Source organism: Pseudomonas kulmbachensis (assembly GCF_963681935.1).
GTDB classification, from domain to species: domain Bacteria; phylum Pseudomonadota; class Gammaproteobacteria; order Pseudomonadales; family Pseudomonadaceae; genus Aquipseudomonas; species Aquipseudomonas kulmbachensis.
On the sequence record NZ_OY817088.1, the window covers coordinates 3,014,496 to 3,038,048 of the forward strand.

Sequence of the window (23,553 nt, forward strand, 5' to 3'; positions counted from 1 at the left end):
TTAGCCTTGCAGCAAGAAGCGTTGTAGGGGCTTGTCCGCCAAAATCACTTTCAGCAATACAGCACCCCCCATGGGTTTGTGAAACCAATAGCCCTGGGCCGAATCAACGCCCAGATGTTGCAAGTGCGCGCACTGCGCTTGTGTTTCGACCCCTTCGGCGACCAGTTCCAGATCCAGAGATCGGGCCAGGGCCGCGACACACTCGATGATGCGAGTCTCTTTTACCCCCTGGGACCTGGCGACAAACTCCGCATCCAGCTTGATCTGACTGAAGGGCAAATCGGCCAGACGCATAATTGACGAATACCCTGTACCGAAGTCATCAAGGGACAGCTTCAAGCCGTGTTTAATCAGCGTGGCTATGTTTTCGACACACTCCGCATCAAGGTCCAGGCCCTCTTTTTCGGTGACTTCAAGGGTGATTTGATTGAGCGGCACCCCGGCCTTTTTGATCTGCCATACCAACGCTTCGGCAAAACCGCTATCGGCCAGTTGACTGGCTTCAATATTGTAAGAGAACACCAGCGACTCACCGATGGAGTACAGGTACTTGTGCAACTTCAACCCCTGGGCAAGCAGGCAAGAGAACAACTGCTGGTGAAGGTCTTCGTTACTGATCAAATGCAGGAAGAACAGAGGCGACAACAGGCCATGTTGAGAATGCTTCCAGCGGGCCAATACTTCCACTCCGAGGATTTTTTGTGTGGCAAGGCATACTTTTGGCTGAAAATAAGGAATGATTTCTTTCTCATCCAGCGCGCGCAGCACCTCGAGTTCACACATCAACTCAGCACGCAGGGCCGTCGATGAAATCGACTGACCATTATTTGTTTGCACTTAATTATCCCCGCCCACAACGTGTAAATTCACCACCCCGCAGCATGGCTGCAATGCAGTCATTCGAGGCCTGCGAAAAAAAACAACAGCCCCAAGCTCCTGCACAGGAATCACCTGCGGAAAAATACCAGCCTATCGTCTTGCTCTTTGACGCAACATAAGACAATTCTTGAATAGCTCGCCGAGCGGTCTTGTTTGACCGCTCAAGAACGCGCCATCAACTATTATTTATACGTCACACTAAAAGCCGCCTTGGCATTCGCCACACCCGGTTCCGGCCCCATTGGGCTGTCACTGGTCTGGATATAGCGGGCTTTCAAATCAATACTCATGCTAATGCCCTTTATTTGTGCAAGGGGCACATCCTCATTGAGCTTCAAGGCCGTGACCCCGTCTTTACGCATGATTTGCACCGCCACGCCCTTGGCGGTTGAATCTGTGGTCAGGCCCACAATACCTCTGGCCGCATCAATAATTGCCGAACCGCCAGCGCCCTCAAACTTTATATTCACATTGGAATTTTCATAAAAGTTCCAGGACTGGTCTGTCGGGTAAGTACCGGCAACACAACTGGTTAACGGAATGGAGAAGGCCTTGCTGTCAAGGTAGCTGTCCTTGCCTTTGAACTCACGGCGCTGAACACTCCCCATGGGCACATCGATATACGTCTGCCCACCGGGTGAGGTGTTAGGCAAGGAGCATTCGGAGCGGATAACAGAACCTGTAACAAAAGTACTGAACAGAATTTTACTGCCCGAATAAAACCTCACGGCAGACGTACCATTTACCAGCTTGGTCGTGCCAACAGGGATATCATGACTTGTTTTAACCAAGGTAAACCGGACAACAGCGGGAAAACTAATCACCCCATTCAATTGGGTCATTCGAATGGTAAAGGGTGAATAACTGTAGTTACCAGACACTACTTCCCACCCTTTCAATGCTAACCATCTGCTCTCCACGATCATTCCAACGCCTGGAATATTGGTTTTGAAGACTGTCCCATCTTGTAAAAGGGCAGGAACTTTAATGCCCGGCACAACGGGCCAATTTGCCAGGGTGGAGAGAGTATCACCGCGATTACATCGGAGACTACCCGAGAAGCTATACGTATAACTTTTATTTGCCGTCCCTATCACCGAGCCTATTGGCGCATCACGAGGAACATAGTGGCTACCCATATCAAACGTCGGAAACTCGTTGTCAAAGTCAGCCGTACAGTCAGCCCGCGCAACACCACTGACTAACACACAAACCCACACCATCGCGAGACTTGTCACATAACGTTTATCTACACCGATAAACTTCATAAACACCCAACCTGCATAAATACGTCTGTATCCATACCCTAAAGAACAATCCGTGTTCGAGCACCCTGCACTTTCTTGAAAACACACAAGAACGGTCTTGAATTCACTCAGTGGCTTATATCAATGCCCCCAAACCACCGTTTAACTGACATGGTGAGCATTTGCGTCGCTATACTGCCACTCGCTTTTTTCAGTCATATTTGCGCGAGTGGATTTATGAATAAAACCATTATCATCGTCGACGACCACCCTATTATATGCAGTGCAATCAAGGCGATGCTGGAGCGCAATGGCTTTGACGTGCTGGCCGAATCCGCCGACGGTATCGATGCACTGAGCAAAATTCGCGCCTTGGCGCCAGAATATCTGTTGCTGGATATCGGTATCGACGGTCTGGACGGACTCTCGGTGCTACAACGTATTAATGCCGAACAACTGCCCGTCAAAACCATGGTGTTCACCTCTAACCCGGCCAACACCTATGCCTCCCGTTGCATGCAAGCCGGGGCAGTGGGTTTTATTAATAAAAACGCCAGCCTGGATGTGCTATTAAAAGGGCTCAATACCCTCGCCGAGGGGTATCTGTATTTCCCCAGAGAAGTCCTGGCGCATTACCGCGAATCGGATCAAAAAGCGGATAACACGCAGCACCAACTGACCGATAAAGAAGTAATCGTGCTGCAATTGCTGGCCAAGGGCCTGAGCAATCTTGAAATTGCCGAAAAGTTGCATTTAAGCAACAAGACCATCAGTGGGCACAAAATCAAAATCCTCAGAAAGTTCGGCGTGCGCACCAATATCGAACTGGCCAGCATCGCCAAAGAACTGAACCTGTTGTGAGTATCAGCCCATGAAGCGCAATTACCTGGGCATGACGCTGGCCGCGCTGCTGTTGATCGTACTGGTCCGTCATTCCTTTGCGATGACCGCTACTGCCGTCCAGCTGTCCAACGTCGGGCAAAACATCGGGTTTAGCGCGCCAGTCACTGAGCAGGAACACCAGTGGCTCGAGGGCAAAAAAGTCGTCCGTTTGGGAGTGAGCAGCCCCAACTTCCCGCCTTTCACCATTACCACAGCCAAGAATGAGCTCGAAGGTATCTCCGCCGACAACTTGTACGGTCTGCAGAAAAAACTGGGTATCCACTTTGACATCCTGCGCTTCGATAATCGGGCGCGGGCCTTTGATGCCTTGAGGCGAGGCGAGATTGATCTGGTCGATGCCGTCACACCGGCCGAGGCCAGGGAGTACGGCTCCGGGCTGACCGCCGAGTACACGTACACCCGTGTCGCTCTTTACTCAAAGACCGGCAGCCTGTTGAGCCTGGACCTGAAGAACCCAGCATCGGTTATAGCGACCACAAAAGACGGATTTGTCAGCGACCTGGCATTCTCAAAATTTCGCAACACCACGATCAAAAGCTACCAGTCACCCTACGAAGCCATTGCCGCTGTGCTCGACGGTTCTGCAGAGGCCTATCTGGGTGACACCGTCAGCACCAGTTATCTGATCAACCAGACCTTCAACAATCAGTTGGTGACCAATCTCACTGTTGAGAACACCGACACCCCGATCAGTTTCGGCGTGATGCCAAGCAACCATGTTCTTGAAACCATCATCAGCCGACAACTGCGTACCCGCAGTCGCTGCCAAAAAGTGGATATGGTGAATTGGTGGGTGTCGACGCTCAAATGTTACAACGGCGAATTCCTGCACCTGTTGAGCGATGAAGAAAAAGCACTGCTAAGTCGCAACACGACGTTCAAAATAGCGGTCAGCGAGGATCTGGCGCCTTATGCGTTGTTTGACACCAGCGGTCAGTTTGGCGGTTCCATGTCCGACTTTCTGGAGTTGGTACGCCTGAGTTCCGGCCTGAATTTCGAAGTCATCAGAACCCGCTCGGTTCACGACGCCCAGGTGTTGCTCGACAATGGCAGCGCACAGTTGAGCATTCTGTCCGAGACCCGCTCGCGGGATAAAAAGTACCTGTTTACCCAGCCCATCATCACCACCCCATATACCGTGATTACCCGCACCAGCGACTACGACAATTTCGACCTGAGCGACTCTAACCTCAAAACAATTGCACTACCCCGCTCGGACGCGCTTGAAGAGTTTATCAAGCAGCGCTATCCGAACCTGAACCTGATCTCCACCGACAATATCGCCGATGCCTTGAATATGGTCCGGGACGCAAAAGCCGATTACACGGTGACCTCGGCCAACCAGGCCCGCTACTACTTGTCTTATAAGTATGAAAACACCCTGAAGACTTCAGGCGTACTGCCTGGGGTCAATGCCCTGATCGGGGTTGCCGGCACAATGGACAATCCGCAGCTGATTTCCATCATTGAAAAAGCCCTGATGAAAATATCGCCCAATGAAGCCGCGGTTATTGCCGGGCGCTGGCGGGCCAATGCAGCAACCGACAATATGTACTGGGAAGGCCTCAGTTTGCGGGTGTATCAGGGGCTGAGCGTGTTGTTTGTGTTGCTGCTGGCGACCTGTATCTGGATCGTTTATCTGCGCAAGATCATTTTCAAAAAATCCACAACCCGAAAAGTCCTGCAAGATCGCCTGAGCCTTGTGCAGAACATCGTCAACAGCATCCCCCAACCGATCTATGTCCGGGATCGCGAAGGCCAATTACTGTTGTTCAACACGGCATACGCGCAAAGCATCTCGGCCAACGCCACCCATAACACCCACGCCAGATTGCTGGACAGCCTGCTGAACCAGCCGACTCTTGCACTGTGGCAGCAGGATTACGCCCATGTGGTCGCCACGGGTGAAGCCGTGGCCAAGGACCAGCAATGGGTGCTGGATGACCTCGCTCTGGACATCTATCACTGGATACAACCCCTGCGCGATGACCGCAAGCACATCATCGGCGTGGTGTGCGGTTGGCTGGACATCAGCGACCGCTCGCGCATGCTTGAGCAGTTGCGCCAGGCCAAGGCCGATGCGGACAAGGCCAACAGCGCTAAAACGGTGTTTTTGGCAACCATGAGCCATGAAATCCGTACGCCCATGAACGCCATGATCGGCATGCTTGAACTGGCACTGACCCCTGATCGCTCCCCGGAAAAGAACCGTGAGTCCATTCAAATTGCCCACGAGTCGTCACTGAGTCTTCTGCAATTGCTGGGCGGGATTCTGGATATTTCCAGCATCGAGGCAGGCCAGACTCAATTGCACCTTCAAGCCACGCACCTCAAGGATATTGTTGACTCCGTGGTGGATGTTTTCCAGGTCAGTGCCGAGAAAAAGGGCCTATGGATCAACACCCAATTCGACGATTACGCCTTGCATGTCGCAGGCTTTGATCGCCTGAAGGTCAAACAGGTACTGACCAACCTGATCAGCAACGCAATCAAGTTCACCGAAAGCGGCGGCCTGATCATCCGCGTAGCTGGCAAGGCCCTGGAAAAAGGCAGTTTTGAATTTGTTATCAGCGTGCAGGACACGGGCCGGGGTATCCCGCCCTCCGAGATGGCCACCCTGTTTATTCCGTTTTCCCAGGTCAATATCAGCCAAAACAGCGGGGCCGGGCTTGGACTGTCGATTGCCCAATCCTTGAGCCGGATCATGGGGGGTGATTTACAGGTCGATAGCGTGTTGGGCTCAGGAACTACCATGACGTTCAAAGGGATTGCAGTCGATGCCAGCCTGGTCCTGGCAACGCCTTCCACCCTGCACGCCCCCGCGAGCACAACCAGACGCCTGAACATCCTGATCGTCGATGATCACGTGCCCAGCCTCAAGCTGCTGCAAGAGCAGATCCAGCTGCTGGGGCATTTACCGCTGATTGCCCATGACGGGCTGGAGGCGCTGTTCAAATGGGAGGATCACGAAGTTGACATGGTGATCACCGATTGCAACATGCCGGAACTGGACGGCATCGGGTTGACCGAAGAAATCCGCAAGCTCGAGCAACAGTTCAAGAGCAAACCCTGCACCATCATCGGGGTCACCGCCAGCGCACGCGCCGAAGACATGCGCGCCTACCTCAAGGCGGGGATGAACGTATGCCTGCTCAAGCCCGTCAGCCTGCCCTTGCTGCGCCAGCACATTCCGGTGCTGGCCACCACCGGGCAGCCAGAGGGCTACCTGGGCGATATCTCTGACAGCGCACAACAGGCGATCATGGCCGAACTTGTCATCAGCAACCGCAAGGACCTGCTGACGTTGCAAGCCTGCCTGACAGCCTTTGACCTGGAGGGGATGGCCAACACCGCGCACAAACTCAAAGGCTCTGCGCGGCTGATGCAATCGGATGCGCTGTGGAACCATTGCCAGGAGTTGGAGTACGCGCTGTCAGGTCAACCGGAACCGGCTGAACTGGAGCGCCTGGTAATCGAGTTGCGCACGGCGCTTGAAATCACGTCGTAACTTGACTGCAGGAGGGAGCGAGCCCGCTCCTGCATCAGCTTCCCTTGAGCCTGCATACGGCTTCTATCACCTTGAATCCTTCGTCGTCGTAGGCGCTTGCCAAATCGACTTCAAAGGCACACTGCTGGTTTACAGCCGTGCCCCATGACAGGTGATAGAGGGTTTCGTCACCCACTGACAACAACACCTGCCCCCGTTGCCCAATGGCGTTGATGCGCTCCCCTTCGTTATCAACCACTGCCGCGCCGAAAGGTACGAATTCACCGTTGGCCAGTTTGACCGAGGCCAGTACTTTCTCTGTGCGAGACGCCTTGAAACGTGCCATGACCACCGCACCACGTCGCGGGACAACCGTGGTCACGCCGCTTTCAATATCGATATTGGCGTCGAGATTGGTAGTGTCCAGGCTGATGCGGTTCTTGCGATACGGCTGCACATAGGGCACCAGACTGTAACCCTTGCTGTTGGTGAAAGTGCCGGGGGCATTGTTGGTGCCTACGTTCGGTGTGTCCTTGACCTCAATCAGAGCCATGGTTTCGCCCATGCTTTGCCCTAATTGAATACCACCGGCATGGGCCATGACTGAACCGGAAATACCCACGTTGGCCGTTTTGTATTCGCTGCTGCTACTGAGCCCCGCATTGACGTTGGCCCAGGGTGCACGGTAACCCACAGAACCAGATGTCGTATTGGCCGAGCGTTCGTTGCGGCGCATATCCAGGTTGTAGTTGAGATCATTGTAGCGCCCCGTGCTACCACTCAACCCCAGGCGCTGATCGTTGGAACCGTCCGCATTGCGATCCATGCTCACGCTCGCATTCTGGTTGCCCAGAGGGAAGCTGGCGGTGAGCCCCACCTGAAGCCCATCGTTGTAAGTTTCACTCAAGCTCTTGCTGGCGTAGAGCGACACGTTCGCCCTGGAAACCTGAGTGCTGACACCAAACTGCAACTGACGCTGTTGGCGCGAACTGTTCCAGTAGTCTTGCTGGTTCAAGTTCAAGTACAACGAAGTGCTACTGGCAAAAGTCTGGGAAATGTTGGCTTCAAGACGGCTGCGGCGGCTGACGTTACGAAAGTCATCCTGCTCGCCATACAAGAACTGATCCTGCCCCACCGTCTCGCTGAAATCACGATAACCCGGCGTGGAATAGCGATAGCCCGCAAAACGAATATTGGTCCCGGTTGCGAAGGCCTTGCCATAACGCACCCCGTAACTCTGCCCGCTTATGGTGCGGTGACGCATCTCGGTGGTGGCTTGGGTGACGTCCAGCGACACCGCCCCGAAACTGCCGAGGCCCTTGCCGACGCCTACTTGATACGCACGGTACGAAGCACTGAGCAAACCTGCCAACGAGAGCGTGTAGTCATTGGCAAAACCATAAGCCACGGACGCTTGAGTAAATGTCGGCTGTTCAAAGTCGGCGTTTTGCTGGTGATACTGGCCAGCGGTGACGCTGTAACGCCAGGTACCGGCACGCAGCAGGTTGCCCAACGTGGCATACGGCTGGATAAAGCGCCGTTCTGTGCCGTCCGCTTCAATGATCACCACCTCCAGGTCGCCGCTGCCGGAAGCCGTGTTCAAGTCACGAATTTCGAACGGGCCGGGAGGCACAAAGGTGCTGTAAATCGAATAGCCGTGCTGGCGAACTTCGACACGGGCCTGGGTCTGGGCGATGCCATGGATGATGGGGGCATAGCCTTGCATGGAGTCGGGCAACATATCGACATCGGTGGCCAGTTGCACACCGCGAAACGGAACGCTCTGGAACATATCTCCCGGGGTAACGCTTTCGCCCACGGTGAGGGTACCGATGGTGCCCGGCAAGTCACGCTGGGCATAGGAGCTCGAACGCTCCCACGTGCCGTCCTTTTGATAGGAAGCGCTTGAACGCAGCCGCCAGCTGCCCAGGTTGACACCGCCGTTCAGATACAGGTTATAGCCTGTGTCACGGCTGTATTGGTTGTTGTTTTGCGACCCTGAGAACTGATAGTTCAAGAAACCGGCATTGATGCCCTCGTCCCATTCTTTGGACGACACATAACCGCGCGCATCACTCACCATGGAAATCTGCGGCACACTGATATCCAGCGTGAGCTTCTGGCTGTTGAAATGCACTTTCGCATCGGAGACCCGTGACGCAAGATCCAGGCATTGTGTTTGCTCCTCCGGTTCATCGGCGGGCAACATAAACTTGATGCCCATCTCAGTGAGCATCGCTGGCGAAAGACAAGGCACCAGATCGTTGCCCTGACGGATAAAACGAATCTCCCGCTGACCGAAAAAGTCCTGGTTGACACTGATGCCGACGACATAATTGCCGGGACCAATATCGCGGTCTTTAAGCATGGCCTCCAACTGACTTTTGAGCGCCGAGCTCTGCGACCCGAAACCGGCAATAAAACCGGCATCGAACTCCAACTCGGTGGCGTCTGCATGTTTAACGGCTAAAAACAATAATGCACCGGCAAAGACGGGTGCAGATCTCCATAAACGAAGCAACACTTTGACCTCGACCCTTGTAGAAGACATCTCGCGCTCGATCCTTGAGTGACAGGGAGCTTTAACGAGCGGCACTGGATTTCAGGATGTCGCTGTAACCGCCGTAGTCATTAATGAATGAAAACTCGACAGCTACCTTCTGCGCCTTGACCGAATGCCCCAGAGGGAAATCCAGACTGGAATTTGGCGCTACCATGTCGACATCTTTGAGCTCGGTCGGAGCCGTGCCTTCAAGCACACGAATACCAATAAACGTCACGTGATAAGGCGTTGGGTTACTGACTCTCAGAACACTGCCCGAAGCCGTATCGACAAGCTTCCAGAGCAATTGGCCGGGGGCTTCGCTGGCGGTGCCGGATAAGTGTTGCGGGCGATAAAACACCTTGACCCGAGTGCGGATCGCAACTTTCAGCGTATTTCTTTCGCCGCTGGTAAGTACCGGTATTTCCTGGGCATTGAAATAAAACACCGACTCCCGATCACTCGGCAGTTGCCCTGGCGTTTTAATGATACGGACCACTTGCTCTTCACCAGAGCGGATTTTGAACAGGGCGGGCAATGCAATAAACGGGCTGTGCGAGACGTTATCGTCTTTCTCGTCATTCACCCAAACTTGCACCGCATAGTCAGACTGGGTCAGGTTAGTGACAATGGTTGAGGCGTTTCGATCATTGGCATTCAATACAATGCGCGTGCCGTTAAGCATCACCCCGGCAACCCCATAGGGCATATAACAAACACCCACTACAAGTACAACCAACAACCAGGTGCTATAAAAATAGCCCACGAAAAAAGTGCGCAGTGTATTCATCTGAATTTCACATTATCAACAAATTTCAAAACGGCCGCCGCCTTTGAAAAAGCGGACTTTCAAGTCCGCTCTTGTGCAACGTTTGCTCGCATGATTACCCTTGATGTACACAGGATGCGAGGAGCGACAGCGTCGGTTAATTACTTGTAATCGATGCTGAACGCTACTTTGGCGTTGGCCTCACCAGCGGTTGCAGCACCTGTCGCGATGTAGTTCGCGGTGAAACGCATTGGCTCGGTCAGGTTTTCGTAGATGGTGGAGTCCTGCCCCATTGCCACAACGTTACCGGTTGTGTCGCGGATCTGAATGGCGACGTTCTTGGCAACACCCTCAGTACCGACGTTGGTCAGGCCAACCCACTCGCCGTTGGCACCCGCGGCACCGTTCATGCTCATAAAGCGCACGGTGGCCGTACCCGCTGCCAGGTCACAGTTGTTCGTTTCACCTTCTCCAACTGCAGGTGCTACAAGGGACAACTCAAAAGCTGAAGCGCCAGCCCGATCACCCGCCTTGGCAAGGGAAAGAGCAGTAACGGTACCCATTGTTACAGAACCTGCACCGCCCCCGTTCACGTCAGATACGGCGGCAGAACATGTATTGGAAGTTACAGTGCCCTGAAAGTTAATTTCACCGTCAGCAGCCTGGGCTTGAACAGCAAAGCAAGAGGCACTAAACAGCATAGCCAAGGATAATTTAGCAAATTTCATTTTTTTAAGACTCAATAGGAGGGAGTAGTTGCCTATTCCTTAAGGCAAAACAACTGTACCGCATACCATCCTATAAGATGAGCAGCCCATTCTCGAGAATGGCCGAGACGGTTCTTGTTCAAGGGCAAGATATAACCACGGGATAATTAAAGACCTGCTATCAGATCTAATAACAGGCTACTTAACATTTAGGCATGGTTAATAGTACGCACTATCCGAATACAAAAGATTGAACTTTGATCGGACGGAAAGTTTTGCAAGAGGTGATACTAGCGACGATACGCACACATGTAGCCGCTGAGGAGATACTTCAAGCGTGGGAGCGAGCCTGCTCGCGAAGATTATTCGCGAGCAGGCTCGCTCCCACTGGGGCTTGACCTGGAACAGAGTATCTACACGATTTCGGGGTTTACGTACCGCTTTTGACCTTGCTCCACACCCGTGTGCGTACCCGCTCAAGTTTCAGCGGCAACGGCTCTAGCGGGTACAGCGTGTCCATCACCTGTTGGCCAGGGTAGATCTGCGGATTGTCGCGGATCTTCGCGTCTATCAGCGCTTTGGCATCCTGGTTGGCATTGGGGTACTTGAGGTAGGTGGAGGTCTGTGCAATCACCTGTGGGCGCAACATGTAGTTGATAAACGCCAGGCCCTGCTCCGGGTTGGGCGCATCGTTGAGCAGCACCATGCTTTCAACCCAAATCGGCGCCCCTTCGCGGGGGATGCTGTAGCGGATGGTGCGGCCGTTGCCAGCCACTTCCGAAGCGGTTTTGGCGTCCTGCACGCCGCCTGCCCAACCCACCACCGCGCAGACGTTGCCATTGGCCAGGTCGGTGATGAATTTGGATGAGTCAAAGTAGCGAATATATGGCCGCAAGGTCAGCAGCAACGCCTCGGCTTTCTGGTAGTCCTTGGGGTTAGTGCTGTTGTAAGGCAGACCGAGGTAATGCAGGGCGATGGGGATTATTTCACTGGGGGCGTCCAGCATCGCCACCCCACACTGGCTGAGCTTGCTCAGGTTCTCGGGCTTGAAAATCAGGTCCCAGGAATCAACCGGTGCATCCGGCCCCAGGATTGCCCTGATTTTGTCGACATCATAACCAACCCCCGTGGTGCCCCACAGATAAGGCACGGCATAACGATTACCCGGATCGTTGCTTTGCATCTTGGCCAGAATGGCCGGGTCAAGGTGCGAGCGATTAGGCAACTTCGAGGCGTCCAGTTCCTTGAGGACCCCAGCCTTGATCAGGTTGGGCAACAGATCACCGGTAGCCACGACAACGTCATAACCACTGCGACCGGCCATGAGCTTGCTTTGCATCACATCGCTGTTGTCGAACACGTCATACATGGAGCTGATGCCGGTTTCGGCCTGGAAGTTTTTCATCGTGTCCGGGGCGATAAAATCGTACCAGTTGTAGATGTTGACCCTGGGCTCAGCCGCAACGGCGTTCACGGCACTGCAACTGAACAGCGCGGCCAGGGCCAGGCGCATAACGGGCTTGGAATTCATGTGTAGGCTCCGATCAACAATTCGCGACGACCGTCGGCATGTTCAAGCTGCTCGCCCGAGAGCAACAAACGGCGATCCTTGAGGTAGTCGTAATCACGGCGGGCGGCCTTGAGCTGATCGAAATCCAGCTCGACAACATGCCGTACTTCTTCGCGGCCGGCCTCGAACAGCACATGCCCGAACGGGTCGACCACCATGCTGCCACCCGCGAACACCAGCCCGTCATCCCCGGCCCCGACGCGATTGACCATCACCGCAAAAGCCTGGTTCTCCTGAGCGCGGGCCATGATCGCGGTGCGATGCACTGGGCCGTAGGGGTCCATGTTGCCATTGGTGACGATGATCAGCTCGGCACCCAGTTGTGCCAGGGCGCGGCTGGTTTCCGGCAGTTCGATGTCGTAACAGATCAGCAGACCCACCCGAACGCCCTTCCAGAGCACAGTGCCAAAACGGTCGCCGGGGCAGAAGTCGCCACGCTCGGTTGGCCACAGATGCGTTTTGCGATACTGCAGTGCGATCCCTTCGGGTGTCACCAGTACCGAGGTGTTGTAGAAACTGCCGTCATGCACCTCAGCAATCCCCACCACCACACTCACACCCCGCTCGCGCACGGCCTGCAATACGGTTTGCAGGGTCGGACCGGTCAATGGTTCGGCAACCTGCGCCAACTGCTGGCCACCCACAAAACCGCTCAGGTGGGTCTCCGGAAACACCAGCAAATCGGTATCGTGAGCACAGGTGGCGATGGCATTCAGAGTGCGCAACAGGTTATAAGCGGTGTCGCCGTCATGGCCTTCCAGTTGCACCAATTCAATTTTCATCTCGGATCCTTGCAGGGAGGGATGAGCCGAGTATGGTGCGCGGCATAGCGCCAATATATGACTTCGATGGGGTAACACCCAGTGGGTAGTGAGATGACTCTGACGTTGCAGGATGTGGCCTGGCATGACGCGATGGGCCGGGTTATTGAAACCCTCGACCAGCCCGGTTTCTGGACGGCGCTGGTGCGTTTGCTGGGTCGGTATGTGCCCGTTGATAACTGGGTGGTGCTGATTTACAGCGCAGGCAAACCGCACGTACTGGCCGAATCCCCCGGCGCAGACGGTGGCATGGATTCGCTGTTTCAGGACTACCTCAAGGGCCTGTACCTGCTGGACCCGTTTTACATCGCCAACCGCGAATCACCGCGCAGCGGGTTGTTCCGCCTGCAGGACGTGGCCCCGGAATGCTTTGAGCAGACCGATTACTATCAGCGTTATTTCCGCCTGAATATCGTCACCGACGAGGTGCATATCAATGTGCAACTCGACGACGAACGCACCCTGAGCCTTTCAGTGGGCAGCCAATGCCGCTTCAGCCTGGAGCAGACCGCGTTGCTGGGGCTGGTGCAACCGTGGGTAGCCGCACTGATGCGCCAACGCCTGAACTTTGAGCGCGAACCCAAGGAGGCGCCGGAGCTGACGCCCAACTGGCAAAGCCGCCTGGAAGCAGCCACTGAGCAGTTGACTACGCCACTGACCGCACGGGAAATGGAAGTCGGCCTACTACTGCTCAGCGGCTGCTCGAACAAGGAAATCGCACGCAAACTGGCGATTTCGGCCGAGACGGTGAAAGTGCACCGCAAGCACATGTACAGCAAGTTGGGGATCAAGTCACAGTCCGAACTGTTCTCGTTGTTTTTACAGGCGCAAGAGTAAAAAGCACCTACCGTTGCCCTCCCTCGCAGTGTAAGTTGAGAAATGTTTTGTTTCATTTAACGCCCATTTCTAACCAACTGCCTGCAAAGGAATGCCCCACACAATGGATTTTTCAGTCAAGCAACTGGCTGCTGCAACCTTGGTGATGGCCAGCCTCACCGCGTTCAGCAGCACTGCATACGCCACCCTCACGCCGCAACAGAGCGCGGTCATCCTCAAGACTTTCGACAACGCGCCGGTTACCGACTTCAGGCAGTTTCTGGGAGCTGTAGCCAAAAGCGAACTGGCCAAAACCGATAACCTGGAGCCAACCATCAGTGCCTTTATCGACCACAAGGCCCTGACCGCTGAACAGCAGAACGAAATCTACCGTCTGCTGGGCCTCTACACACGCCTGAAATACGGCCAGGCGGCCACCGAAACCCTACGTGAACTGGTTGCCATCCCGACCGTCAACGTGGACGGCGTGCCCCAGTACGAGAACCCGCAATTTCTCAAGATTGCCGACAAGATCAAGGACCTGGCCAAGGCCTTTAACCTGAATTTTCGCAATATCGACAACCGCGTCTACGAAGTATCCCTCGAAGGCAGTGGCGATGAAGTAGTCGGCATTCACGCCCACGCCGACGTAGTACCCGTGACCCCTGAAAACTGGGTGCTCAAGGACGGGACCAAACTCGATCCGTTCAAGGTCACACTGATCGGCGACCGTATGTACGGACGCGGCACCGAGGATGACAAAAACGGCATAGTGGTGGCGATGTACGCCATGAAAGTGATCAAGGAAGAGAAGCTGCCACTGGCCAGGAACTTCAAGCTGCTGATCGACACCACCGAAGAAACGTCCGGTGATGCCATCCCCTATTACTTCGAACACAACCCGGTGCCCAACTACAACCTGGCGCTGGATGGCGGCTACCCGGTGGTCATTGCCGAAAAAGGCTACGGAACCGTCATGGCCAGCTTTGCGCGACGTAACGCCGAGGGTCAGGGCGCAGAAATCATCTCGCTCACGGGCGGCATGGCAACCAACCAGATTCCGTCGACATCGATCGCCACCCTGGTCACCGACAAACCGGACGAACTGGCCGCCAGTCTGAACAAGGCCGGTGCTGAATATGTGCGGCGCAATGGCGACAATTTCGAGGTGAACGCCAAGGTAGTCGGCAAAGACGTCGTGCTTACGGTGACTGGGGTTTCCGCGCACTCCTCCGAGCCCGAATCCGGGATCAACCCGGTGGCCCGGATGCTTGATTTCATCAGCAGCGTTGACGGCCAGATCGCCCTCAAGCACAACCACATTACCGACGCCGCGCACTATGGCGCCGACAACTGGGGGCTGGACTACGAGGGTGGCAAGCTGGGGATCGGTTTTGCCGATGCGTTCATGGGACCGCTGACCACTTCACTGACCTTTGTCGGGCTGGATGACAAGGCACTCAAGCTGGCGGTGAACCTGCGCGTACCCAAGGGCAAGTCGCCTGAAGCACTCAAAGCGCAAATCGCCGAAAAACTGGATGCCTGGAGCAAGCGCAAACAAGTGCCGGTGACCTTTGCCTACACCATCGCCGAGCCGATGTATCGCAACCCCGAGGGAGAGTGGGTCAAGGCCCTGCTGGCCGTAGCCAGCGAGAACCTTGGCATGGAACACAAGTTCGGTACTTCGGCGGGTGCGACGTCGGTGCATGACCTGCCCAACGGCGTGCAATTTGGTCTGGCCATGCCCGATGTCAAGTACACCGGGCATACCGACAACGAGTTCAAGACTGTAGAGCAGTTCATGCTGGACCTGCAGATCGTCACCGAGATGATGGCCCGCATCGGGCAATTGCCGAAACTCTGAGGGTAAATATCCGTAGCAGCTGCCGCAGGAACGAGGCTGCGTTCGACGGCGCAGCCGTCGTAAAAACTAAACTTGCGGTCTATCAGTTAGACCGAGGATTCAGGATTTACGATCGCTTCGCAATCGAACGCAGCCTCGTTCCTGTGGCAGCTGCTACGCAAGTTTGATATTCGGCTTCCAGCCCACCTGCTTCAAGGCTGCCAGCAAACGTTCGGGCTTGAGCGCCAGCACGGTATTGCCGCACCCTGACAGGTCTTCAGCGCCAAGCATGGCATTGAGAATCGCCTCTTCAACCGCATCCGCCGCTGCTACAAACAGCGGCGAGATGTAGTCGTTGTTGACCATCTGCAGCGCCGTGGTCGGCTCGCCCGGATGGCCTAAATTGGCCGCTGGCAGATTGTTGTTGCCCACCGCGAAGGCAATGAAAATATCGCCGCTGGAGTCTTCCGTTCCCCCACCCACCCGCGCCAGCCCGACGCTGGCACGCTGCGCAAGACGGGTGCATTGGTGCGGCAACAAGGGCGCATCGGTCGCAATAGTAATCACGATAGAACCCATGCCCGGTACGCCAACATTAACCGCGCTTTTAAACGGCGACGGCACGTCATCCAGCACTGTACCGACCGGGTACCCACCCACCCGCAAGGCTTCACGTACGCCGTAGTTGGCCTGCACCAGCGCGCCCACGGTCCAGCCACCCTGCTCCGGGCTCAAGACCCGTGAAGACGTGCCGATCCCGCCCTTGAATTCGTGACAGATCATCCCCGTACCACCACCCACATTGCCTTCCTGCACCGGGCCGGACTTTGCGTCCTGCAGTGCCAGGTGCAGATGTTCTGCAGTAACGTGCTGGCCCCAGATATCGTTCAGCGTACCGTCGTAGGTTTCCAGCACCACGGGCATGCACCAATAGGTGTGTTGCTTGCCCAATTCGCGCTCGGCCGAAACCAGAGCATCGCGCACCACGCCCACGCTGTGAGTGTTGGTATAGGCGATGGGCGAAGTCAGCAACCCTGCCTCGCGAATCCACTCCAGCCCCGTGGCATCACCGTTGCCATTGAGCACATGCACGCCCGCAAAGCACGGTTGTAGATGCGTTGCACCGGCCCGTGGTTCAATCACGGTCACACCGGAATGGATGGAAACCTCATCGGTTTCAACATTGAGGGTGTGATGACCCACTCGCACACCGGGTACATCGGTGATGGCGTTGTACACGCCCGGAGTGCCCGAACCGATGGTGATGCCAAGCTCACGGATACGCATGGTGCTGTTCTCGTCGTTCGATAAAGTGCCCCCAGTGTAGAAACCCGGCAAGCACTTGACGATAACCCCCATTCACTACCCCCGAGGGGTTACTTGTCGGATTTGATACTGGTCCAGACCCGAGTCCTTACGCGCTCCATTTTCTGCGGCAACGGTTGCACCACATACAAGGATTTAAGTGCCTCACTGGTCGGTGTCAGGTTCGGGTTGCCGGTGATGTCCTTGTTGATCAGTGGCAGCGAATCCTTGTTGACGTTGGGATAGCCGAGGAAATCACTGATCCCGGCGATGACCTTGGACTCCAGCAGGTTGTTGAGAAACTCATGCGCTTGCTCGACATTCTTCGCGCTTTTAGGGATCGCAAACGTATCAAACCAGATCGGCGCGCCTTCCTTTGGCAGGCGCCAGTCGACCACTACGCCGTTGCCCGACTCCTTGGCGCGATTGCCGAACTGGTAAAAGCTGCCGGAGTAACCGATGGCCACGCAGATGTCGCCATTGGCAATGTCGGTCATGTACTTGGCCGAGTTGAAGTAGGTCACATAGGGACGAATCTTCAGCATCAGTTGCTTGGCTTTTTCATAGTCTGCCGGGTTCTGACTGTTGGGGTCCAGGCCCAGATAGTGCAGTGCCAACGGCAGGATTTCCGACGGTGAGTCGAGCATCGCTACGCCGCAGGATTTGAGCTTGGCCATGTTCTCCGGTTTGAACACCAGGTCCCAGCTGTCCACCGGCGCATTCTCGCCCAGCGCGGCCTTGACCTTGGCCGGGTTGAAGCCGATCAGCACCGTGCCGTACATATAAGGCACCGCGTACTGGTTGCCGGGGTCATTGGTGTCCAGCAACTTGAGCAGGGCCGGGTCCTGGTGCTGCCAGTTGGGCAGCTTGGACTTGTCCAGTTTCTGGAACACCCCGGCCTTGATCTGGGTATCGAGAAACTGATTGGACGGCACCACCAGGTCATACCCCGAGTTGCCGGTCAGCAGCTTGGCTTCCAGGGCTTCGTTGGTGTCGAACGAATCCCAGGTCACCTTGATCCCCGTTTGCTTGGCGAAGTCCTTGGGCACCGACGGCAGGATATAGTCCGCCCAGTTGTAAACCCGCAATTGCCGCTGTTCGGCCTGTACACCGCTGGCCAGCAGCGTCAGCCCGCAAACAGTGGCGCCCAGTAAGCGTTTCATAGTGTCCATGAGTCAGTTCCCCAGGTTCGGCGTGAGATCGTTAGTTGTTATGTTCTGTACACGGCAGCGGCCTGCAAATGGCCAAGGGTAAGGACGAAAGGTTTGTTTTTATGGCGTGGCGGCTTTGATTCTTGCCGAGAGCTCTGCCCGATCACAGAGGGAGGCAGGCCAAAAGGGGATCTTTATGGCCACTGTGCGTGTCCGATTCTATGTCCGGGCGCCACACGCTGTTGCCAGACAAACAGCCAATCAGCAAATGTTTCACCCACCGACAGCACCCGACTGCTCTAAGCTGGGATTTGTGCAGTCGCAACGGCTGGTACGCAGATTGCTCAAGAGAATACGAACACACCTGAACGATGAGGATTTGATGACTTATATCGCTGCCGCAAACCGCTACGATTCCATCCCTTACCGCCGCACGGGTCGCAGCGGGCTGGTGCTGCCCGCATTGTCTCTGGGCCTGTGGCACAACTTTGGCGACAGCACACCGATCGACACCCAGCGTGCGCTGCTGCGCACCGCGTTCGATCTGGGCATCAATCACTTCGACCTGGCCAACAACTACGGCCCGCCCTACGGCAGCGCCGAGACCAATTTCGGCCGCCTGCTGCGCGAAGACTTCAAGCAGTACCGCGATGAGCTGATTATCTCCAGCAAGGCTGGCTGGGACATGTGGCCCGGCCCTTACGGTCAGGGTGGCGGTTCGCGCAAATACGTACTGGCAAGCCTCGACCAGAGCCTGCAGCGCATGGGCCTGGACTACGTGGACATTTTCTACTCGCACCGCTTCGACCCCGACACGCCGCTGGAAGAAACCGCCAGCGCTCTGGCCACGGCCGTGCAACAGGGCAAGGCGTTGTATATCGGTATCTCGTCGTACTCCGGGGTCAAAACCCGAGAAATGGCGGCATTGCTCAAGGAATGGAAAGTCCCGCTGTTGATTCATCAACCGGCGTACAACCTGCTTAATCGCTGGATCGAGAAGGACCTGCTGGACACTGCCGAAGCACTCGGTACCGGCGTGATCGCCTTTACCCCGCTGGCACAAGGTTTGCTGACCGACAAATACCTCAATGGCATACCGGCAGATGCGCGGATCAATCGTCCGGGCGGTGGTTCGTTGCAATCATCGCACTTGTCCCAGGCCAATATTGCCCACGTACGGGCGTTGAACGAGATTGCCAAGCGTCGGGGCCAGAGCCTGGCCCAGATGGCGCTGGCCTGGACCCTGCGCGACCCGCGCGTGACCTCGGCACTGATCGGCGCAAGCCGCCCGGAGCAGATCATCGAGAACGTCGCAGCGTTGCAGAACTTGAACTTTAGCCATGAGGAACTGGCAGAGATCGACCGCTTTGCCCAGGAAGGCGGGATTAACTTGTGGCAAAAACCTTCGACGGCTGAATAAGCGCTACCGGCTTTTTGGTGGGAGCGAGCCTGCTCGCTCCCACCGTTAGCTAAAACTGCATTGCCAGTCGTTGCGCCAAGGCCTTGGCCTGTAACGCAACGTCTGTCACCGCAGTACTTTCCCACCACATCCCACGCAATGGCGGCCCCATCGCAAACAGTCGTTGCGCGGGTTCTGCTTGCGCATTCAACACCGCTCCCCCCGCATCGGCCGCAATTCCCAGGCCCAGATTTCCGGGCAGGATCAGCCCGCGCAGCAGCAGTTGCCGAGGCAAGGCTTTATCGACCCGGCGCCAGTCATACTCGATGCCGGTGGAGTTGATCAGGCCATCGCCTTCAACCCATACCGCCTCGGCTTGCCCACGGTAACGCAGACGAACCCGCGGGCCAGAGTTGTCGACCCCTTGCAGCGACGCCGCACGAATAGTCAGCCGCCCTTGTGAAAGCAACCGCTCCAGCAAGGCATTGCCCTGGGGCGGTGAGCGGTGGTGATGGCTCTCCCACCAGGGTCGCACGTGACGCACAAACTGGCGCCGCTGTGCGTCGTTGGCCTGGCTCCAGAGCCTGGCGATGTGCACCCGCACGGTGTCCAGCGGCGCTTGCCAGTCGATACCTTGCGCCTGCGCCAGAACACATTGGCGGCGTAATTCGCGCAGCAACTGCAAAGGGCTGCGCAGCTCCGGCGCCAGGCTCAAAAAATCTTCCCAGACCGGTGGCTGACGACGCACATGGGGTAACAGACCATGACGGGAAAAGACCTCGATTGGTCCGCGATGACCCGCCTGATTCAGCGACTCCAGCGCATCGACCATGGTCAGCCCCGAGCCGATGATCAACACCCTGGCATCAGTCGGCAGCGCTCGCAATGCTTCAACATTCCACGGGTCCAGCGCCGCTGCGTTAAGACCACTGGAGTCACGCTGAGCGGTACGGGCTGCCGCAAACATGCCGGTGGCCAACACTGCTGCACCTGCCTGCCACTGGCTACCGTCCTTGAGCGTAACCCTGACACCGTGTTCAAGGGTTTGCAGGTCGATCACTTCATCGCGCACATGGCTCAAACTAGAACCGTTCGGCTCGCCGATAGCCAGAGCTTCGGCCAGGCGTTGCTGGACATACAACCCGAACAGACCGCGTGGCGGGAACAGTTCGGCAACCGGCACATGCTGCTTGTCGGACTCGGGCCAGCCACCGTCAGCGATATAGGCTTGCAGCCAGCGGGTCAGGTCATCGCTATCCTCCGGCTCGACGCTCATGCGCGCCGCATTACCATTGAGGGTATGCCCCAGCTCGGTGGCGCTGTAGGCCTCCCCCCGACCCAGTTCGGGCCTGGGCTCCACCACCACGATGCGCCGGGCACCCGGCAAGCGCAGCAGTTGCATGGCCAACAAGGTGCCGCTCAGGCCACCACCCACTATCAAAACATCGGCCTCGCGAATGGCAGGGGTTTGCTGTCCGGTTTGCGGCTCACTCATGGTCATTCACTCGTTCCTGAATTTATAGAGCGCTGAACGCAGGGGTTTGTCACTGATCTTCCTGTGTTCAGCGCCCGGATTCAAGCACTCGCTTTCTCAGTTGAGGTCACCCGAACCTTCAGTGATCAGCTGTCCTGCAACGCTCGCGGGCGATGGCTGCGCAGTTCGGCGGCCGGGGCGGCTGCCTGCTGCAACTGGAAATCGAACGTCAGCTCGGCATAACGCCCAGCCACATCACGGGCGCCATCGTCGCGAAACTGTACTTCGCCGACCAGACCTTCGCGGGTGGCATAGGCAAAGTCGTCCCACAGGTATTTATCGCCCGACAGGTTGATCTGGGTGGTCAGGTGGCGGTGGCCAGAAGCCGAGATAAAGAAGTGCACATGGGCCGGACGCTGGCCGTGACGCCCCAGCAGATCCAGACACTCCTGGGTCGGGCCTTGCGGATCGCAACCGTAGCCCGATGGCACGATACTGCGGGCGCGATAGCGACCCTGGGCATCGGTGATGATGCGCCGACGCAGGTTGTATTCAGACTGGCTCTGGTCGAAGAACGAGTAAGTGCCCTTGGTGTTGGCATGCCACAGATCGACGGTGGCTCCGGCCAACGGGTTGCCTTGGGTATCGAACACCTGCCCTTCGAGGAACATCACAGTGGCAATGCCCTCCTCGCTGCCGTCGTCCATGCGTGCCTGGCCCTCGAAGATCGGGGCGCCGGCCACGTACAGCGGGCCTTCGATGGTGCGCGGGGTGCCGCCGAACTGACCGGCCTGCTCATCCTTGGCGTCCTGCAAGAGATCGATAAAATGTTCGATGCCCAGGCCTGCCACCAAAAGACCGGCCTCTGAGCGACCGCCCAGACGGTTGAGATAGTCCACGGACTTCCAGAATTCGTCTTCGGTAATGTCCAGGTCTTCGATGATTTTGGCGCTGTCCTGCAGCACCCGCAAAATGATGCTTTTGAGGCGCGGGCTGCCGTTGTCGCTGCCAAAGCCGGCGGCTTCCTTGAAGAAACTCTGGATCGCGGCAGTATGGGAAATTTTCACGGTCATGGGGCTCACCTTATTTTTTTTATGCAGGGATGAAAGCGTTAGCGGTCGTCGTCATGGATCGAGGACGGATGGCGGCACAGCCCTTCTATCTCGATATCCATGTAAGGAAAGAGCGGCAACTGCAGCAGGGTGTCGTGCAATGCCTCGACACTGGCCAGGTCAAATACGCTGTAGTTGGCGTAATGCCCGGCAATGCGCCACAAATGGCGCCATTTGCCTTCCTGTTGCAGGCGCTGGGCCAGTTCCTTTTCATCAGCCTTGAGTTTCGCGGCCTTGGTCGGGTCCATATCCAGCGGTAGGTTTACCGTCATTTTTACGTGGAAAAGCATGGGGTTCTCCTTGAATAAACGGGAATGCCATTTGTGGGAGCGAGCCTGCTCGCGAAGACATCGAGGCGCCTGCATCGCGAGCAGGCTCGCTCCCACAAGGTTTGGTTCAGCGGCGAAAACGCGCCAGCCGCTCTTCGTCCAGCGTCAGGCCCAGGCCCGGGGTACGCGGGATATGCAGTTCAAAATCGCGGTACAGCGGCGCCTCGGTGACGATGTCTTCGGTGAGCAACAGCGGCCCGAACAACTCGGTACCCCAGGTCAATTGCTTGAGGGTGAGGAACGCATGGGCCGATGCCAGGGTGCCCACCGAGCCTTCAAGCATGGTGCCGCCGTACAGGGCGATGCCCGCCGCTTCGGCGATGTGCGCAGTGCGCAAAACAGCACGGGGGCCACCGTTCTTGGCGATTTTTAGAGCGAATACGCTGGCCGCGCCGTCCGCCGCGAGGCTGAACGCGTCTTCAACACTTTCGATGGACTCATCGGCCATGATCGGCGCCGGGCTGCGCAGGTTCAGGCGCACCTGCCCCGAGCGATTGACCCGAGAAATTGGCTGCTCGATCAGGTCGACACCGTTATCCCCCAGTACCTGACAGCCACGGATGGCCTGGGACTCGTCCCAATACTGGTTGACGTCGACACGTACGCTGGCCCGGTCGCCGAGGGCCTTTTTGATCGCCAGCACATGTTTAAGATCCTGCTCCAGCGGGTTAGCGCCGATCTTCAACTTGAAGATCCGGTGGCGGCGCGCCTCCAGCATCTGCTCGGCTTCGGCGATGTCGCGGGCGGTGTCGCCGCTGGCCAGGGTCCAGGCCACTTCCAGGCTGTCACGCACCCGACCGCCGAGCAGTTCGCTTACCGGCAACCCCAAGCGCTTGCCCTGGGCATCGAGTAGCGCACTTTCGATACCGGACTTGGCAAAGGTGTTGCCCTTGGCGATCTTGTCCAGGGTCTGCATGGCGGCATTGATATTGTCTGCAGGCTTGCCCACCAGCATCGGCGCCAGGTGCGCATCAATGTTGGCCTTGATGCTTTCCGGGCTTTCATAACCGTAGGCCAGACCGCCGATAGTGGTGGCCTCGCCGATACCTTCGATACCGTCACTGCAACGCAGGCGCAGGATCACCAGGGTCTGCTTGCGCATGGTGTGCATTGCCAGCGTATGCGGGCGAATGGTGGGCAGGTCGACGATCAGGGTCGTCAGGCTTTCAATCAGGACTTGGGGCATTTCAGTCTTCCCG

Annotated in this window: 18 protein-coding genes; 5 read left to right on the top strand and 13 right to left on the bottom strand. The window is 56.6% G+C overall.

Going from position 1 to position 23,553, the window contains the following annotated elements; all coding sequences use genetic code 11:
* Both U5A05_RS13765 and U5A05_RS13770 read right to left on the bottom strand, forming a co-directional pair.
* Positions 1-837 carry an EAL domain-containing protein gene (locus tag U5A05_RS13765; protein WP_261738460.1) on the bottom strand — a complete coding sequence of 279 codons (837 nt, stop codon included), beginning with the start codon at positions 835-837 and terminating at the stop codon, positions 1-3.
* Positions 838-1,061: 224 nt separating this feature from the next.
* The gene (locus tag U5A05_RS13770; RefSeq protein WP_321833397.1) at positions 1,062-2,147 is read right to left on the bottom strand and encodes a fimbrial protein; all 1,086 of its coding nucleotides are present in this window, start codon (positions 2,145-2,147) and stop codon (positions 1,062-1,064) included.
* A gap of 216 nt (positions 2,148-2,363) precedes the next feature.
* Between U5A05_RS13770 and U5A05_RS13775 the strand changes: the two genes are divergently transcribed.
* Positions 2,364-2,987 carry a response regulator transcription factor gene (locus tag U5A05_RS13775; RefSeq protein WP_261738462.1) on the top strand — a complete coding sequence of 208 codons (624 nt, stop codon included), beginning with the start codon at positions 2,364-2,366 and terminating at the stop codon, positions 2,985-2,987.
* 10 nt (positions 2,988-2,997) lie between these two features.
* Positions 2,998-6,537, top strand: a complete 3,540-nt coding sequence (locus U5A05_RS13780; RefSeq protein WP_261738463.1) for an ATP-binding protein — start codon at positions 2,998-3,000, stop codon at positions 6,535-6,537.
* Positions 6,538-6,571: 34 nt separating this feature from the next.
* On the opposite strand, the gene U5A05_RS13785 is transcribed toward U5A05_RS13780, so the two are convergent.
* The 5 genes from U5A05_RS13785 to U5A05_RS13805 form a co-directional block, all read right to left on the bottom strand.
* On the bottom strand, positions 6,572-9,067 hold the full coding sequence (locus tag U5A05_RS13785) for a fimbria/pilus outer membrane usher protein (protein ID WP_321833401.1): 2,496 nt from the start codon (positions 9,065-9,067) through the stop codon (positions 6,572-6,574).
* A gap of 31 nt (positions 9,068-9,098) precedes the next feature.
* Positions 9,099-9,848 carry a fimbrial biogenesis chaperone gene (locus U5A05_RS13790; RefSeq protein WP_261738465.1) on the bottom strand — a complete coding sequence of 250 codons (750 nt, stop codon included), beginning with the start codon at positions 9,846-9,848 and terminating at the stop codon, positions 9,099-9,101.
* A 140-nt stretch (positions 9,849-9,988) separates the two neighbouring features.
* The gene (locus tag U5A05_RS13795; protein WP_315968111.1) at positions 9,989-10,555 is read right to left on the bottom strand and encodes a fimbrial protein; all 567 of its coding nucleotides are present in this window, start codon (positions 10,553-10,555) and stop codon (positions 9,989-9,991) included.
* A gap of 409 nt (positions 10,556-10,964) precedes the next feature.
* Positions 10,965-12,065 (bottom strand): polyamine ABC transporter substrate-binding protein, encoded by a 1,101-nt coding sequence (locus U5A05_RS13800; RefSeq protein WP_261738466.1) that lies wholly within the window; start codon positions 12,063-12,065, stop codon positions 10,965-10,967.
* Positions 12,062-12,886, bottom strand: coding sequence for a carbon-nitrogen hydrolase family protein (locus U5A05_RS13805; RefSeq protein ID WP_321833407.1), 825 nt, complete (start codon positions 12,884-12,886; stop codon positions 12,062-12,064). Before U5A05_RS13805 ends, U5A05_RS13800 begins: the two co-directional genes overlap by 4 nt.
* Before the next feature lie 93 nt (positions 12,887-12,979).
* On the opposite strand from U5A05_RS13805, the gene U5A05_RS13810 reads away from it, so the two are divergent.
* Together U5A05_RS13810 and U5A05_RS13815 are read left to right on the top strand one after the other, a co-directional pair.
* Positions 12,980-13,762: a helix-turn-helix transcriptional regulator gene (locus tag U5A05_RS13810; RefSeq protein WP_321833408.1), complete on the top strand. Its 783-nt coding sequence runs from the start codon at positions 12,980-12,982 to the stop codon at positions 13,760-13,762.
* A 103-nt stretch (positions 13,763-13,865) separates the two neighbouring features.
* A complete protein-coding gene (locus tag U5A05_RS13815) occupies positions 13,866-15,605 on the top strand; it encodes a dipeptidase (RefSeq protein ID WP_321833409.1) in 1,740 nt (579 codons plus the stop codon).
* A 153-nt stretch (positions 15,606-15,758) separates the two neighbouring features.
* Here U5A05_RS13815 and U5A05_RS13820 read toward each other — a convergent pair whose 3' ends face one another.
* A complete protein-coding gene (locus U5A05_RS13820) occupies positions 15,759-16,871 on the bottom strand; it encodes a DmpA family aminopeptidase (RefSeq protein WP_321833410.1) in 1,113 nt (370 codons plus the stop codon).
* A gap of 89 nt (positions 16,872-16,960) precedes the next feature.
* A complete protein-coding gene (locus U5A05_RS13825) occupies positions 16,961-18,061 on the bottom strand; it encodes a polyamine ABC transporter substrate-binding protein (protein WP_321833411.1) in 1,101 nt (366 codons plus the stop codon).
* A 361-nt stretch (positions 18,062-18,422) separates the two neighbouring features.
* Here U5A05_RS13825 and mgrA point away from each other — a divergent pair, with 361 nt between their 5' ends.
* The gene (mgrA, locus tag U5A05_RS13830; protein WP_321833412.1) at positions 18,423-19,460 is read left to right on the top strand and encodes an L-glyceraldehyde 3-phosphate reductase; all 1,038 of its coding nucleotides are present in this window, start codon (positions 18,423-18,425) and stop codon (positions 19,458-19,460) included.
* A gap of 49 nt (positions 19,461-19,509) precedes the next feature.
* On the opposite strand, the gene U5A05_RS13835 is transcribed toward mgrA, so the two are convergent.
* The 4 genes from U5A05_RS13835 to U5A05_RS13850 form a co-directional block, all read right to left on the bottom strand.
* On the bottom strand, positions 19,510-20,934 hold the full coding sequence (locus tag U5A05_RS13835) for an FAD/NAD(P)-binding protein (protein WP_321833413.1): 1,425 nt from the start codon (positions 20,932-20,934) through the stop codon (positions 19,510-19,512).
* Between the two features lie 125 nt (positions 20,935-21,059).
* Entirely contained in the window at positions 21,060-21,986 is a 927-nt protein-coding gene (catA, locus tag U5A05_RS13840) for a catechol 1,2-dioxygenase (protein WP_321833414.1), read from the bottom strand.
* 38 nt (positions 21,987-22,024) lie between these two features.
* On the bottom strand, positions 22,025-22,315 hold the full coding sequence (catC, locus tag U5A05_RS13845; protein WP_261738474.1) for a muconolactone Delta-isomerase: 291 nt from the start codon (positions 22,313-22,315) through the stop codon (positions 22,025-22,027).
* Between the two features lie 106 nt (positions 22,316-22,421).
* On the bottom strand, positions 22,422-23,540 hold the full coding sequence (locus U5A05_RS13850) for a muconate cycloisomerase family protein (protein WP_321833417.1): 1,119 nt from the start codon (positions 23,538-23,540) through the stop codon (positions 22,422-22,424).
* Positions 23,541-23,553 lie beyond the last annotated feature (13 nt).

Bases quoted from the DNA above. Each gene is read 5' to 3' on its own strand.
- U5A05_RS13815 (WP_321833409.1), top strand. From the start codon at position 13,866: ATGGATTTTTCAGTCAAGCAACTGGCTGCTGCAACCTTGGTGATGGCC.
- U5A05_RS13800 (WP_261738466.1), bottom strand. From the start codon at position 12,065: ATGAATTCCAAGCCCGTTATGCGCCTGGCCCTGGCCGCGCTGTTCAGT.
- U5A05_RS13775 (WP_261738462.1), top strand. From the start codon at position 2,364: ATGAATAAAACCATTATCATCGTCGACGACCACCCTATTATATGCAGT.
- U5A05_RS13825 (WP_321833411.1), bottom strand. From the start codon at position 18,061: ATGGACACTATGAAACGCTTACTGGGCGCCACTGTTTGCGGGCTGACG.
- U5A05_RS13820 (WP_321833410.1), bottom strand. From the start codon at position 16,871: ATGCGTATCCGTGAGCTTGGCATCACCATCGGTTCGGGCACTCCGGGC.
- catA (WP_321833414.1), bottom strand. From the start codon at position 21,986: ATGACCGTGAAAATTTCCCATACTGCCGCGATCCAGAGTTTCTTCAAG.
- U5A05_RS13780 (WP_261738463.1), top strand. From the start codon at position 2,998: ATGAAGCGCAATTACCTGGGCATGACGCTGGCCGCGCTGCTGTTGATC.
- U5A05_RS13790 (WP_261738465.1), bottom strand. From the start codon at position 9,848: ATGAATACACTGCGCACTTTTTTCGTGGGCTATTTTTATAGCACCTGG.
- U5A05_RS13795 (WP_315968111.1), bottom strand. From the start codon at position 10,555: ATGAAATTTGCTAAATTATCCTTGGCTATGCTGTTTAGTGCCTCTTGC.
- U5A05_RS13810 (WP_321833408.1), top strand. From the start codon at position 12,980: ATGACTCTGACGTTGCAGGATGTGGCCTGGCATGACGCGATGGGCCGG.
- U5A05_RS13805 (WP_321833407.1), bottom strand. From the start codon at position 12,886: ATGAAAATTGAATTGGTGCAACTGGAAGGCCATGACGGCGACACCGCT.
- mgrA (WP_321833412.1), top strand. From the start codon at position 18,423: ATGACTTATATCGCTGCCGCAAACCGCTACGATTCCATCCCTTACCGC.
- U5A05_RS13835 (WP_321833413.1), bottom strand. From the start codon at position 20,934: ATGAGTGAGCCGCAAACCGGACAGCAAACCCCTGCCATTCGCGAGGCC.
- U5A05_RS13785 (WP_321833401.1), bottom strand. From the start codon at position 9,067: ATGTCTTCTACAAGGGTCGAGGTCAAAGTGTTGCTTCGTTTATGGAGA.
- catC (WP_261738474.1), bottom strand. From the start codon at position 22,315: ATGCTTTTCCACGTAAAAATGACGGTAAACCTACCGCTGGATATGGAC.
- U5A05_RS13850 (WP_321833417.1), bottom strand. From the start codon at position 23,540: ATGCCCCAAGTCCTGATTGAAAGCCTGACGACCCTGATCGTCGACCTG.
- U5A05_RS13770 (WP_321833397.1), bottom strand. From the start codon at position 2,147: ATGAAGTTTATCGGTGTAGATAAACGTTATGTGACAAGTCTCGCGATG.